The organism is Pseudomonas sp. BN414, assembly GCF_029871275.1.
In the GTDB taxonomy this organism is placed as follows: Bacteria; Pseudomonadota; Gammaproteobacteria; order Pseudomonadales; family Pseudomonadaceae; genus Metapseudomonas; species Metapseudomonas resinovorans_C.
Genome location: NZ_SSOL01000079.1, coordinates 78,510 through 92,613 on the forward strand (window position 1 = coordinate 78,510; position 14,104 = coordinate 92,613).

Annotated in this window: 13 protein-coding genes; 5 read left to right on the top strand and 8 right to left on the bottom strand. The window is 64.7% G+C overall.

The genetic code is table 11. The features are described 5' to 3' along the window. The 3 genes from ybeY to miaB form a co-directional block, all read right to left on the bottom strand. Positions 1-465 carry an rRNA maturation RNase YbeY gene (ybeY, locus tag E8E95_RS28185; RefSeq protein ID WP_179061068.1) on the bottom strand — a complete coding sequence of 155 codons (465 nt, stop codon included), beginning with the start codon at positions 463-465 and terminating at the stop codon, positions 1-3. Then, on the bottom strand, positions 458-1,477 hold the full coding sequence (locus tag E8E95_RS28190; RefSeq protein WP_179061069.1) for a PhoH family protein: 1,020 nt from the start codon (positions 1,475-1,477) through the stop codon (positions 458-460). Before E8E95_RS28190 ends, ybeY begins: the two co-directional genes overlap by 8 nt. Before the next feature lie 92 nt (positions 1,478-1,569). Then, positions 1,570-2,910, bottom strand: coding sequence for a tRNA (N6-isopentenyl adenosine(37)-C2)-methylthiotransferase MiaB (gene miaB / locus E8E95_RS28195; RefSeq protein ID WP_280356179.1), 1,341 nt, complete (start codon positions 2,908-2,910; stop codon positions 1,570-1,572). Positions 2,911-3,046: 136 nt separating this feature from the next. Between miaB and E8E95_RS28200 the strand changes: the two genes are divergently transcribed. Beyond that, positions 3,047-3,370: a DUF1820 family protein gene (locus tag E8E95_RS28200; protein WP_077525196.1), complete on the top strand. Its 324-nt coding sequence runs from the start codon at positions 3,047-3,049 to the stop codon at positions 3,368-3,370. 33 nt (positions 3,371-3,403) lie between these two features. On the opposite strand, the gene E8E95_RS28205 is transcribed toward E8E95_RS28200, so the two are convergent. From E8E95_RS28205 to E8E95_RS28225, 5 genes are all read right to left on the bottom strand, one after another. Beyond that, a complete protein-coding gene (locus tag E8E95_RS28205; protein ID WP_077525195.1) occupies positions 3,404-3,952 on the bottom strand; it encodes a tetratricopeptide repeat protein in 549 nt (182 codons plus the stop codon). 93 nt (positions 3,953-4,045) lie between these two features. Next, positions 4,046-4,693, bottom strand: a complete 648-nt coding sequence (locus E8E95_RS28210) for a hypothetical protein (protein ID WP_280355580.1) — start codon at positions 4,691-4,693, stop codon at positions 4,046-4,048. Further along, positions 4,693-5,982, bottom strand: coding sequence for a glutamate-1-semialdehyde 2,1-aminomutase (gene hemL, locus E8E95_RS28215; RefSeq protein ID WP_280355582.1), 1,290 nt, complete (start codon positions 5,980-5,982; stop codon positions 4,693-4,695). The genes E8E95_RS28210 and hemL overlap by 1 nt, the downstream gene beginning before the upstream one ends. Positions 5,983-6,012: 30 nt before the next feature. Next, positions 6,013-6,642, bottom strand: coding sequence for a thiamine phosphate synthase (gene thiE, locus E8E95_RS28220; protein ID WP_280355583.1), 630 nt, complete (start codon positions 6,640-6,642; stop codon positions 6,013-6,015). Continuing rightward, the gene (locus E8E95_RS28225) at positions 6,639-7,436 is read right to left on the bottom strand and encodes a hydroxymethylpyrimidine/phosphomethylpyrimidine kinase (RefSeq protein WP_280355584.1); all 798 of its coding nucleotides are present in this window, start codon (positions 7,434-7,436) and stop codon (positions 6,639-6,641) included. The genes thiE and E8E95_RS28225 overlap by 4 nt, the downstream gene beginning before the upstream one ends. 252 nt (positions 7,437-7,688) lie before the next feature. Here E8E95_RS28225 and E8E95_RS28230 point away from each other — a divergent pair, with 252 nt between their 5' ends. From E8E95_RS28230 to amn, 4 genes are all read left to right on the top strand, one after another. Then, a complete protein-coding gene (locus E8E95_RS28230; RefSeq protein WP_280355586.1) occupies positions 7,689-10,085 on the top strand; it encodes a hybrid sensor histidine kinase/response regulator in 2,397 nt (798 codons plus the stop codon). Positions 10,086-10,189: 104 nt separating this feature from the next. Then, positions 10,190-10,843: a TetR/AcrR family transcriptional regulator gene (locus E8E95_RS28235; RefSeq protein WP_280355588.1), complete on the top strand. Its 654-nt coding sequence runs from the start codon at positions 10,190-10,192 to the stop codon at positions 10,841-10,843. Continuing rightward, on the top strand, positions 10,840-12,489 hold the full coding sequence (locus tag E8E95_RS28240) for an acyl-CoA dehydrogenase family protein (protein WP_280355590.1): 1,650 nt from the start codon (positions 10,840-10,842) through the stop codon (positions 12,487-12,489). Before E8E95_RS28235 ends, E8E95_RS28240 begins: the two co-directional genes overlap by 4 nt. Before the next feature lie 119 nt (positions 12,490-12,608). After that, on the top strand, positions 12,609-14,090 hold the full coding sequence (gene amn / locus E8E95_RS28245; RefSeq protein WP_280355591.1) for an AMP nucleosidase: 1,482 nt from the start codon (positions 12,609-12,611) through the stop codon (positions 14,088-14,090). Positions 14,091-14,104 lie beyond the last annotated feature (14 nt).

Here is a 14,104-nt window from a genome sequence, read left to right on the forward strand (position 1 = left end):
TTATTGGTCTTCGTCGTCTATGTAAGGGTCGGGGTGGCCAAGTTCAGCCAGCAATTCCCGTTCCAATGCTTCCATTTCCTCGGCTTCCTCATCCTCGATGTGGTCATAGCCGAGCAGGTGCAGGCAGCCGTGGATGACCAGGTGCGCCCAGTGCGCTTCCAGGGTCTTGCCCTGTTCCGAGGCTTCCCGGGCGACCACCGGCGCGCAGATCACCAGGTCGCCGAGCAGCGGGATATCCAGCAACTCGTCCGGCACGTCCGCAGGGAAGGAGAGTACGTTGGTAGCGTAGTCCTTGTGGCGCCAGGTGCGATTGAGTTCGCGCCCCTCGGGCTCGTCCACCAGTCGGATGGTCAGTTCGGAATCGGCGCTGCGCTGACGCAGGGCCAGTTCGCACCAGCGACGGAAGTCCTCCTCGCTCGGCAGGCCCTGGGCCTCGCTGGCGAGTTGCAGGTCGAGTTCAAGCATTGTCGTCTATGGCGCCCGGGTCGTTGTCGGCAGGTTTGGCCTTGGCGGGTTGCTGACGGCTGTCGAAGCGGTCGTAGGCTTCCACGATGCGCTGGACCAGCGGATGGCGAACCACGTCCTGGGACTTGAAGTGGGTGAAGCTGATCCCCGGCACGTCACGCAGCACGTCGATCACGTGGATCAGCCCGGATTTCGTGCCGCGCGGCAGGTCGATCTGGGTGATGTCGCCGGTGATGACCGCTGTGGAACCGAAGCCGATACGGGTCAGGAACATCTTCATCTGCTCGAGGGTGGTGTTCTGACTCTCGTCGAGAATGATGAAGCTGTTGTTAAGGGTGCGGCCGCGCATGTAGGCCAACGGTGCGACCTCGATCACCTGCTTCTCGATCAGTTTGGCGACGTGGTCGAAGCCGAGCATCTCGTAGAGGGCGTCATAGAGCGGGCGCAGGTAGGGGTCGATCTTCTGGGACAGGTCGCCGGGGAGGAAGCCGAGCTTCTCGCCGGCCTCGACCGCCGGGCGCACCAGCAGGATGCGGCGGATTTGCTCGCGCTCCAGGGCGTCCACGGCGCAGGCCACGGCCAGGTAGGTCTTGCCGGTGCCGGCCGGGCCGATGCCGAAGTTGATGTCGTGATCGAGGATCGACTTCACGTAGCGCTGCTGGTTGGCGCCGCGGGGGCGGATATTGCCCTTGCGGGTGCGCAGGCTCACAGCCTCGGTCTTCGGATTGGCCGCTTCTTCCATGCCCGTTTCGCGCAGGAAGAGATGCACCATGTCGGGCGACAGCTCGATGGCCTCGGTTTCGCGATAGAGGCGGCGCAGGAGGTTTTCCGTTGCACGGGTGAGTTGCGGGTCGCCGACCAGTTCGAACTGGTTGCCGCGGTTGCGGATTTCGATCGCCATGCGTTGCTCGATCAAGCGCAGGTGCTCGTCGAGTTGGCCGCACAGATTGGCGAAGCGGCGGGCTTCAAAGGGTTCCAGGGTGAAGCGGTGCAGATCCAGGGAGGCGTTCAATGTCGTGTGTTCGCCCTTGGGCGGTAGGAATGGGATGTCATGCAGAATAACTCCGGTGGCCCGCCTCGAAAAGCGCGGACCCCGAAGGTCGATCAGTGCGGGCTTTCTTCGAGCAGGCTGCCACGCAGGGAATGGGGCAGCGCATCGTCGATGTGCACATCGACGAACTGTCCGATCAGGCGCGGGTTGGCGCTGCGGAAGTTGACGATGCGGTTGTTCTCCGTACGGCCCTGGAGCATGCCCGGGTCCTTCTTGGAATAGTCGCTGACGAGGATGCGCTGGACGCTGCCGACCATTCGTCGGCTAATCTCGTAACCCTGCTGGTGGATGCGTGTCTGCAGGATCTGGAGGCGCTGCTTCTTGACGTCTTCCGGCGTGTCATCCAGCAGATCCGCAGCAGGGGTGCCGGGGCGCGAGCTGTAGATGAAGGAGAAGGAGAAGTCGAAGCCGACTTCTTCCACCAGTTTCATGGTGGCCTCGAAGTCCTTGTCGGTCTCGCCGGGGAAACCGACGATGAAGTCCGAGCTGATGCAGATGTCTGGCACTGCCGCCTTCAGCTTGCGGATGCGCGACTTGTACTCCAGTGCGGTGTGATTTCGCTTCATGGCCGCGAGGATGCGATCGGAGCCCGCCTGCACGGGCAGGTGGACGAACTTCACCAGTTCCGGCACGTCTGCGTGGGCCTGGATCAGCGCGTCGGAGAACTCCAGCGGGTGCGAAGTGGTGTAGCGAATGCGTTCGATACCATCGACGGCGGCCACCACGCGGATCAGCTCGGCGAAGTCGGCGATGCGGCCATCATGGGTCAGGCCGCGATAGCCGTTGACGTTCTGGCCCAGCAGGGTCACTTCACATACGCCGTTCTCGGCCAGGTGGATGACTTCGGCCAATACGTCGTCGAACGGACGGCTGACTTCCTCGCCGCGTGTGTAGGGCACCACACAGAAAGTGCAGTACTTGCTGCAGCCTTCCATGACCGAGACGAAGGCGCTGGGGCCATCGACGCGGGGCTCGGGTAGTCGGTCGAACTTCTCGATTTCCGGGAAGCTGATGTCCACCTGGGGTTTGCGGGTGACCCGTGCGGCGTCGATCATTTCCGGCAGACGGTGCAGGGTCTGCGGGCCGAAGACGACGTCTACATAGGGCGCGCGTTCGCGGATGGCGGCGCCTTCCTGGCTCGCTACGCAGCCACCCACGCCGATGACCAGCTCCGGGTTCTGCCGCTTGAGCTCGCGCCACTGGCCAAGTTTCGAGAACACCTTCTCCTGCGCCTTCTCGCGGATCGAGCAGGTGTTGAGCAGAATCACGTCGGCTTCTTCAGCGTGTTCGGTGACTTCCAGCGCCTGATGCTCGCCGAGCAAGTCGACCATGCGCGACGAGTCGTACTCGTTCATCTGGCAGCCGTGGGTTTCGATATAGAGCTTCTTGGCCATTCGCTTTTGAATCAGGTGGTTCGAAGAACCGAGCATTATAATCGCCATGCCCTCAGTGTTCCTAGCGCCGGCTGCCTGGCGGCTATGCTATGATCTGCGCCCCCGAAATTCCCCCGCGACGACCCGCCGACTTCCCATGAGCAAGCCCGCCCCGATCTACAAGGTGATCTTCCTGAACCAGGGCCAGGTGTACGAGATGTACGCCAAGCAGATCTACCAGAGTGATCTTTGGGGCTTCCTGGAGGTGGAGGAGTTCGTCTTTGGCGAGCGTACCCAGGTGGTGGTCGATCCCAGCGAGGAGAAGCTCAAGGCTCAGTTCGAAGGCGTGGTCCGCAGTTTCCTGCCGATGCATTCGATCATCCGCATCGATGAAGTGGAGCGCCTTGGCACGCCGAAGATCAGCGAAGCGCGAGGGGGCGGCAACGTGATGCCATTCCCCATGCCAATGCCGGAGAAGTAAGTCGCATCGCTTGATGGGTGCCGCTGCCCGGGTTCAGGGCAGAGGCGAGAAGGGCGAGCCGCCGTCGGCAGCCTGTAGTTCCAGCAGGTAGTTGCGGAAGATCTGCCCGAGTACCTGGGTGGCGATTTCCAGCTCGTCAGAACGCATTTGCGCGGCCACCAGGTCGGCACTGTCCATCGCCTCGTCCGAACCGTTCACCGCAGCCATCTTCAGCACGATGTACGCCTGCACGTTATTGGCCGGTACGCCTTCGCCCCGGAAGAACATGTTGCCCAGTCGCAGTTGCGCCTGGGCGTGTCCCTTGAGAGAGGCCTGCTCGAACCATTGCAGGGACTGGGCGAGATCGCGCGGAGTGCGTTTGCCGTCGTAATAGAACTCGCCAAGCTCGTACTGGGCTTCAGCGTCGCCGCCCTTGGCAGCTTGTTGGCAAGCGGAAATGGCTTCCGAAAGGTTTTCCGGCAGGCTGTTCAGGTTGCAGCGCCCGGTGGCTGGGATCAGCAGGGAGTTACCGCCGGCATTGGCCAGCAGTGGCTGGAAGAGCAACAGGCAGCCCAGGATAAGGGTGCGGCCGGTGCGGTTCATGGGGATCACAGTGCCTCGGAAGCAGTGCGGGCATCATGCCCGGCCGGCGAGAAACGCGCCGACCGTCACATTATGAAATAAGCGGGGCCGATCTTACAAAGCCTTTACTTTGTTTGCGCTTGGCACTGTGTCGCGAAGTTGCAGGAGCAGCCAGGCCATCAGCGGGTAGGCGGGCGTGAGAAGGGCGTGGAACAGATCGACCCGGAGTAAAGGGCCGATAACGCCCTCGGTCCCCACCAGCAATCCGGCCACCAGGAACAAGCCCACGATGGCGAAGGCCGCCAGCGCTGGCGAAATCCACTCCGGCAGCCTGCCAAGGCCTGCCAGCAGGATCAGGGTGAACGCGGTGAGGCTGAGCAGCAGTCGGTACTCGGCAAGCAATCCGGTTCGCCGGGCCAGCTCGAATATCACGCATAGGCCGATCACCAGGCACCCCCACGAGACCTGGCTCCAGGTCAGGTTGCGGGAGAAGGCGAAGATCGCCGAGGCGACCAGCGGCAAGGCGAGGAAGGTGCCGGCATGGCTGAGCAGGCTGTGGGCCTCGCGCCAGGACGGGTCAATAGAAAAGCGCACCACCCCGCACAGGGCTGCAGCCGCCGGGATCAGCAGCCCGAGCAGGGCGCATGACCAGGCCGGCCGCTCTTCGTCGGCGAACCCCTTGCCGGCCCGGAGCAGCGCAAAGGCGCTGACCAGGCAGGCGAGGGCGAGGATGCCGTCGGAGAGGGCGGTGCTGTATTGCATCAAGCCTGTTTCAGTTTGGCGAAGGCGCGCTCGGCTGCGTCCAGGGTGATCGCCAACTCCTGGTCGCCGTGGGCGATGGAGGTGAAGCCTGCTTCATAGGCGCTCGGTGCCAGGTAGACGCCGCCATCCAGCATCAGGTGGAAGAAGCGCTTGAAGCGATCCGCATCGCTGGCCATTACGTCCTGGAAGGTAACGATGTCGTCAGCACCACTGAAGTAGAGGCCGAACATGCCGCCTGCCTGGGTAGTGACGAAGGGGATGCCAGCGGCATCGGCGCGCTGTTGCAGGCCGTCGAGCATGCGGGTGGTGTAATCAGTCAGCTCGGCGTGGAAGCCGGGGCGGCTGATCAGCTTCAGGGTGGTCAGGCCGGCGGCCATGGCCAGCGGGTTACCGGACAGGGTGCCGGCCTGGTAGACCGGGCCCAGCGGGGCGATGTGCGACATGATCTCGCGCTTGCCGCCGAAGCAGCCGACCGGCATCCCGCCACCGATGATCTTGCCGAAGGTGGACAGGTCCGGGGTGATGCCGTAGTGGGCCTGGGCGCCGCTGAGGGCGACGCGGAAACCGGTCATCACTTCGTCGAAGATCAGCACCACGCCGTGCTTGTCGCACAGGGTGCGCAGGCCTTCGAGGAAGCCGGGTGCCGGCGGTACGCAGTTCATGTTGCCGGCCACCGGCTCGACGATGATGCAGGCGACTTCGTTGCCCACGTCGGCGAGGGTCTTTTCAACGGCGTCGATGTCGTTGAAGGGCAGGGTCAGGGTGTGCTGGGCGAAGGCCGCAGGCACGCCGGGCGAGCTCGGTACGCCCAGGGTCAGGGCGCCGGAACCGGCTTTCACCAGCAGGGAGTCGGAGTGGCCGTGGTAGCAGCCTTCGAACTTGATGATGCTGTCGCGACCGGTGAAGCCACGGGCCAGGCGAATGGCGCTCATGGTAGCTTCGGTGCCGGAGCTGACCATGCGCACCATCTCCATGGACGGCACCAGGGAGCAGACCAGATCGGCCATTTCCACTTCCAGCGCGGTCGGTGCGCCGTAGGACAGACCGTGGTCCAGCTGCTTGCGTACTGCGTCCAGCACGTCCGGATGGCTGTGACCGAGGATCATCGGACCCCAGGAACCGACATAGTCCACGTAGCGCTTGTCGTCCTCGTCCGTCACATAGGCGCCTTCCGCGTGCTTGAAGAACAGCGGGGTGCCGCCGACGCTCTTGAAGGCGCGGACCGGCGAGTTGACGCCACCAGGGATATGTTTCTGGGCGTTGGCGAAGAGGGTTTCGGAACGGGACATGGCAGGTCTCTCTTTCAAGCGAATTCGGGGTCAGGCGGCGTCGAACAGGGCGCTGAAGGCACGCGCGCGGCGTTCCACCTCGGCGGCCGAATCGGCGCCGAACAGTGCGTGGATCACCGCCACCATGCTGGCGCCGCGGTTGATCAGCTCGGGGGCGTTTTCCAGGGTCACGCCGCCGATGGCGACGATCGGCGACTGGAAGCGCTGCCTGGCCTGCTCCAGCAGGTCCAGGGTGGCTGCGGGTGCGCCCGGCTTGGTCTGGGAATTGTAGAAGCGGCCGAAGGCGATGTAGCTGGCACCTTCCTTGATTGCCGCGGCGGCCAGGTCGAGGCTGGCGTGGCAGGTGCCGCCGATGATGGCCTGGCGGCCGAGCAGGGCGCGTGCTGCAGCCAGGGAACCGTCGCCCTGGCCCAGGTGCAGGCCGACGCCCAGGCGTGCGGCCAGTTCGGCGTCATCGTTGATGATCAGCTGGGCGCCATAACGGGTGCACAACTCACCAAGGGCTTCGGCTTCGCGCAGGCGTCGAGCCTCGTCGCTGGACTTGTCACGGTACTGCAGCAGCTTGGCGCCGCCCTTCAGGGCCGCTTCGACGTAGGGCAGCAACTTGCCGCCGGCCAGTAACTGGCTGTCGGTGATGGCGTAGAGGCCGCGCAGTTTCATTGGCAGAAATCCAGCGGCAGGCGGCGCGGCACGTACTGGCCGTGACCGGGTTGTTCGGCATCGCGCAGGGTGCGCCAGGTGTAGTCGAGGGCGCTACGTACCGCGCTGGACAGCTCTTCGCCCAGGGCCAGGCGGCCGGCGAGGGCGCTGGCCAGGGTGCAGCCCGAGCCGTGGTAGCTGCCGGGCAGGCGCTGGCAGGTATAGGTGAAGCGCTGGCCATCCTGGGTGTACAGGCGGTTGTGCACTTCGTGCTCGTCGCCATGGCCGCCGGTAATCAGCAAGTTGCGGCAGAAGGGCAGGAGCTTCTCCGCGCACTCGTCCGGGGTGCCTTCAGGCAGTTCGGCGAGGATGCGCGCTTCCGGCAGGTTCGGGGTGGCGATGGCGGCTACCGGGAGCAGGCGCTCGCGGATCGCGTAACCCACTTCGTCCTTGCCCAGCGCGCCGCCGCCGCCGGCACGCAGTACCGGGTCGCAGACCAGCGGGATGCCGGGGAGGGATTGCATGATTTCCACGACGGTCTCGACCATCTGCACCGAGCCGAGCATGCCCAGCTTGACGGCGGCTACCGGCAGGTCAGCGATCACGGCATTGGCCTGGGCCAGCACCCATTCGCGGTCGAGGACGCGGAAGTCGGAAACGTTGACGGTATCCTGCACAGTCAGGGCGGTCACGGCCGGGGCGGCGTGGCAGCCTTGTGCGATCAGGGCTTCGATGTCCGCCTGGAGGCCGGCGCCACCACTGGGGTCGTGGCCGGAAAGGCAGAGGACTACGGGGCGAGAGTTGGTCGTTTTCATGGTCGGCGAGCTTACCACTAATCACCTCGCCGGGCCGCACCGGCGGCGCTATGCCTCAGGAGGAGCGCGAAGGGTCCTGCTGGTGCGGCTGAAAGCACCGGAATAGAGCTGTTCCATTGTGATGGCAATGTGCAGCTTTCAGCCGCCTTGCGCTGTGCTAGAGTGCACTTTTCGAACAACCTGGCCCAGGGTGGCGCGTCGGATAAGGAGGTGGGGCTCCCGGACGCGGTCAGTAGGCCACTGCGGGGCTGCATGCGTACCCTCTTTTTCCTCTGCCTTTACCTGCTCGCCGGCCTGGCCAATGCCGTGCAATTCGACGAGCAGCTGCGCAGTCTCCCGCTGGGCCAGCACATGGACGTGTTCGAAGACGTTCGTGGTGATGCCGAGATCGATGACATCACGTCCCCGGCCCTGGACAGCAATTTCCGCCGCCATGAAATGCCCGTGCTCAATGCCGGCTATTCGCACTCCGTCTTCTGGTTACGCATCGACCTGGATTACCAGTCGCATGGCCGGAGCGACCAGCAGAACTGGCTGCTGGAGCTGGCCTACCCGCCACTGGACCGTCTCGATCTCTATCTTCCGGACGACCACGGAGGTTACCGTCTCGCCCAACGCACTGGCGACGCGCTGCCGTTCGACAGTCGGCAGATCAGGCAGAACAACTACGTCTTCAGCATTCCCCTGCAATCCAACCAGCCCAAGCGCATCTACCTGCGCCTGCAGAGCGAAGGCTCCATCCAGGCGCCGCTGACGCTCTGGTCACCCCAGGCCTTCGTAGAGGAACAGCCGGAACGCATCTATGTACTGGGCATCATCTACGGCGTGCTGCTGGTGATGCTCTTCTACAACTTGTTCATCTACCTCAGCGTTCGCGACACCAGCTACCTCTATTACATCCTTTATATAGGTTCGTTCGGCCTCTACCAGATTTCCGTCAACGGCGCCGGCATCCAGTACTTCTGGCCGGACAACCCCTGGTGGGCCAATGCGGCGACACCCTTCCTGATCGGTTCGGCGGCGCTGTTCGGCTGCCAGTTCGCGCGCAGCTTCCTGCATACGGCCGACCACAGTCCCTGGGTCGACCGTGCGCTGCTCGGACTGATGGCGTTCGGCGGGCTGGCGATGGTCCTGGCGCTGACGGCCAGCTACGGCCTGGCCCTGCGGCTGGCCACTTCGCTGGCGCTGATCTTTACCGTGGTGATCTTCGCTGCCGGCGTGTTGGCCTGGCTGCGCGGAATGCGCGTGGCGCGTTATTTCATCATCGCCTGGAGCGCCTTCCTTATCGGCGGCGCCATCAACACGCTGATGGTGCTGGGCTACCTGCCCAACGTCTTCCTCACCATGTACGCCAGCCAGATTGGTTCGGCGCTGGAAGTGGGGTTGCTGTCCCTCGCCCTGGCCGACCGTATCAATGCCATGAAGGAAGAGCGCACGCGCATCCTCCAGGACGCCGGCCGCAAGCTGGAGGCGCTCAACCAGGAGCTGGCCAACAGCAACCGTCTCAAGGACGAATTCCTCGCCACGGTCACCCACGAGCTGCGCACGCCGATGAATGGCGTCATCGGTTCCCTGGAACTGATGCAGACGTTGCCGTTGCACGAGGAGCTGGAGCAGTACCAGCGAACCGCCTCTGGCTCGGCGCGGGACATGATGCGCCTGGTCAACGACATCCTCGCCATGACCGAACTGCAGGCCGGCAAGCTCTACCCGCGACGCGAGCCATTCAGTCTGCGCGGGCTGATGGACAGCCTGCGGGTGCAGTACGGTCTGCGCGCGGTGGAAAAGGGGCTGGTCTTCGAACTGGACCTCGATCACCGGCTCCCGGACACCCTCGAAGGGGACGCCGGCAAGTTGGCCCAGGCCCTGGGCTATCTACTGGACAACGCCATCAAGTTCACCAGCCGTGGCAGCGTTGGCTTGCGAGTCAGCGGTCATGAACCGGCCGACGGCGAACTGGCACTGCACATCGACGTCGTGGACACCGGCATCGGTTTCTCCACCCCGCCAGATGGCCTGATCTACCGGCGCTTCTACCAGCTCGATGGCTCCATGACCCGCGAATACGGCGGCCTCGGCATCGGACTCGCCCTCAGCGATCAACTGGTGACGCTCCTCGGCGGCAAGCTCTCCCATCAGTCCCAGCCCGGGCGCGGCAGTACCTTCACCCTCGAGCTCAAGCTGTCATTGCCGGTGCAGAGCCAGGTCCTGCCCGCGCGCCGTCCCGGCGGCCAGCCCCTGCGCCGGCCGGAGCAGTGCACCGTGCTGGTGGTGGAAGACAACGCCATCAACCAGTTGGTGACTCGCGGCATGTTGCTCAAGCTTGGCTATCGCGTGCTCACCGCGGACAACGGCGCCGAAGCGCTGGAACAGATTCGCCGCGATTCCGTTCACGCCGTGCTCATGGACTGTCAGATGCCGGTGATGGACGGCTTCGCCACCTGCCGGGCCCTGCGTGCGATGCCCGGCTGCGCCGACCTGCCGGTGCTGGCCATCACAGCCCACAGCCACAGTGGCGACCGCGAGCGCTGCCTGGCCGCCGGGATGAGCGACTACATGGCCAAACCGGTCAAGTTCGAGGAACTGCGCTCGCTGCTCCATGACTGGCTGCTGTGCAAGCCGGTAGAAGCCGCCAAGTCGCTGGGCTGATTCGGCAAGAACCCGGCATATATGGCATCAAACGCGGCATTTTTCCCACTTCCTGCAAGGTCTGAATCCTGATTCACTGAAAGAAGTGAATCAGGATTCAGATCATGGCCTATCGCACCACCACCTCCCGAATCGACCGTGACCAGGCGCTACGCGGCCGCATCCTGGCCTGCGCCCATGCGCGGGTGGTGGAGGGCGGGTTTGCCGCGTTGACCATGCAGGCGCTGGCCGAGGACGTGGGCATTGCCACCGGCAGCCTCTATCGGCACTTCTCCAACAAGGGCGAACTGGCTGCGGAGGTCTTTGCCCAGGCCAGCCAGGTCGAAGTGGACAGTCTCGCGGTGGTGCTGCGCGGCGAAGGTTCGGCCGCAGACCGGCTGGCGCGCGGGCTGCGTCAGTTCGCTGCACGAGCCTGGCACAGCCGGCGACTGGCTTTTTCCCTGATCGCTGAACCCGTGGACCCTGAAGTGGACGAGCAGCGCCTGCTTTATCGCGAGGCCTACGCCGACCTCTTCTGCCAATTGCTGGAGGAAGGCCGGGCGCGTGGCGAATTCCAGGTGCCCTCGATTCCCCTGACCGCAGCCTGCCTGGTCGGCGCCATCGCCGAATCCCTGGTCGGCCCGCTGTCGCCCCCGGGCCGAGCAATGCGCGACGCCAACCATGATTCGGACGACCTCGAGAGCGTCTGCACCAACCTCGTTACCTTCTGCCTGCGCGCCCTGGGTGCCAGCCAACCTGTTAAGGAGAACCTGCGATGAGCCTGCACGAATTCGCCGAAACCCACGAAGTCTTCAACCAGGTACCGCCGCTGGATGGCGCCAACCTCTATCGCGTCGACCTGCCGTTGCAGGAGTGGGTCCGCCGCTATCAGGGCGGCTGGGCCGATGAGCGCCTCGATGCCTACGGGGCCCTGGCCGGAGGTCCGCTGATGAGCGCGGGCTTCCTCGCCAACGAGAACAAACCGGTGTTCAAGAGCCATGATCGCTACGGGCACCGTATCGACCTGGTGGAATTCCACCCGGCCTACCACGAGTTGATGCGCGCCTCTATCGAGCACGGTATCCCTTCGATGCCCTGGACCGATCCACGCGCCGGCGCCCAGGTTGCCCGGGCCGGGCTGAGCTACCTGCACAGCCAGGCCGAAGCCGGCACCGGCTGCCCGCTGACCATGACCTTCGCCAGTGTGCCCGCCCTGCGTCTGCAGCCGGAGATCGCCGAGAAGTGGTTGCCGAAAATCCTTTCGACCGAATACGACCCGCGCAATCTGCCCATGGAGCAGAAGTTCGGTGTCACCATCGGCATGGCCATGACCGAGAAGCAGGGCGGTACCGACGTGCGGGCCAACACGACCCGCGCCCATCCCGTCGGCATCCCGGGGCCAGGCCAGGCCTACGAGCTGGTGGGCCACAAATGGTTCTGCTCGGCGCCGATGTGCGATGCCTTCCTGACCCTGGCCTACACCGACAAGGGCCTGTCCTGCTTCCTGCTGCCCCGTCATCGACCGGACGGCAGCCGCAACGAGTTCTATATCCAGCGCCTGAAGAACAAGCTGGGCAACTGGTCCAACGCCTCCAGCGAGGTGGAGTACCGGGGCGCCCTGGCCTGGATGGTAGGGGAAGAGGGCCGTGGCGTACCGACCATCATCGAGATGGTGTCCCTGACCCGCTTCGACTGCATGATCGGTTCCAGCGCCCTGATGCGTCAGGCATTGACCCAGGCCGCGCACCATTGCGCCTACCGCAAGGTCGGCGGCCGCGTGCTGGCCGAGCAACCGCTGATGCAGAACGTGCTGGCCGATCTCGCGCTGGAAAGTGAAGCCGCGCTCGCCCTGACCATGCGCATGGGACGTGCCCTGGACAGTGCCCACGACGAGCAGGAAGACAAGTTCGCTCGCCTGGTGACCGCCGTGGGCAAGTACTGGATCTGCAAGCGGGCGCCCGCGATGATCAACGAGGCTGCAGAGTGCCTGGGCGGTGCCGGCTACGTGGAGGACACCATCCTGCCGCGCCTGTACCGCGAAGCCCCGGTGAACTCCACCTGGGAAGGCTCCGGCAACGTGCAGTGCCTGGATGTGCTGCGTGCGCTGTCGAAGGAGCCCGGTGTACTCGATGCGCTCTTCACCGAACTGGGCGACGGCCATGGCGACGCTCGCCTGGCGTCCTTCATCGGCAATCTGAAGAAGGGCTTCGCCGACACCGCCGACATCCAGTATCGCGCCCGCCAGCTCACCGAAGAGTTGGCCGTGGCATTGCAGGCCAAGCTGCTGCTGGAGGCTGGCAACGCCACGGTCGCCGATGCCTTTATCGCTAGCCGCCTGGGCGATCACGGGCGTGTCTATGGAACCTTGCCACGCGGGGCCGATGTCGAGGCTCTGGTCGCCCGATCGACGCCACACCTGGCCTGATCTCCAGCTCGGCCACCCGCCCTTGCGACGGGTGGCGCCAGGGGCGCGGCATCCTGCCGAATCGTTCTATGCCTTTACCTGTCCAAGCAGGCAAGATAGGTCCAGAGCGAACAGACAGGATGCCGACCGTGAGCCTCGAACCGAATGATTTTGTGATTGCCGAAACCGCCGAGGAAGCCGTTGATCGCCTCGCCGAGCTGCACAGGCAGGCCACTGGTGCCCTCAGTCAGGCGTTGAAACACTACATCAAGGAACGCATCGAGCCGAACGCCGCACAGCGCGCCTCATTCCGTTACCCCCTGCTGCGCATCACCTACCGTTGCCAGGGCGAAGTCCCTTCCACGACCCGCGCCTTTGCCAAGATTCAGGTGCCGGGCAATTACAGCGTCACCGTCACCCACCCGGATGCCTTCCGCACTTATCTCCTGGAGCAGCTGCGTCCGTTGATGCACGACTTCACCGTGCAGGTCGAAGTGGGCACCAGCCAGCAGAACATTCCGTACCCCTACGTGGTGGAACATGGCGAGGAGTTGGCGGGGTCCGGTGTGACCGCCGCCGAGCTGGCGCGGGTCTTCCCCAGCACGGACCTTTCCGCCGCCACCGATGGCGTGGCCGACGGCCTCTACGATTGGGAAAACACCGACCCGCTGCCCCTGGCCCTTTTCGACGCCGCGCGGGTGGACTTCTCCCTGCGCCGCCTGGTGCATTACACCGGCAGCGACTGGCGCTACGTCCAGCCGTGGATCCTGCTGACCAACTATCACCGCTACGTTGACCAGTTCATTCGCCATGGCATCGACCAACTGCGAGAGGACCCGCGCTTCGTGCGCATGGTCCTGCCGGGCAACGTGATCGTGGAGCGCGGCATGGACGAGGGCGAGATGCAGGCCATCGTCGACGGTGTGGTCTGGCACCGCTACCAGATGCCGGCCTACCACCTCCTCGCCGCCGATGGCCACGGCGTAACCCTGGTGAACATCGGCGTCGGCCCGTCCAACGCGAAAAACATCACCGACCACCTGGCCGTACTGCGTCCGCACTGCTGGCTGATGATCGGCCACTGTGGCGGGCTGCGGCAGTCGCAGACCATTGGCGACTACGTGCTGGCCCACGCCTACATGCGTCGCGACGGCATTCTCGACCGGGTGCTGCCGCCTCACATTCCGTTACCGGCGCTGGCCGAAGTGCAGCAGGCGCTGCAGGAGGCCGCGGCGCAGGTCACCGGCGAGCGCGGCGAAGACCTCAAGCGGCGTTTGCGGACCGGCACCGTTCTCACCTACGACGACCGCAACTGGGAGCTGCGTTGGGCCCAGGAGCGGCCGCTGATCAACCTGTCGCGGGCCGTGGCGGTGGACATGGAGAGCGGCACGGTGGCGGCCCAGGGCTACCGCCTGCGGGTGCCTTACGGGACGTTGCTGTGCGTATCCGACAAGCCGCTGCACAGCGAGATCAAGCTGCCCGGCTCGGCCAGTGCCTTCTACCAGCGTGCCGTCAGTCAGCACCTGCGCATCGGCATCGCCGCCCTCGACCTGCTGCGTAACCAGCTCAATTCGCTGCACTCGCGCAAACTGCGCAGCTTCGACGAACCGCCGTTCCGCTGATCGCGGCGGTCTGG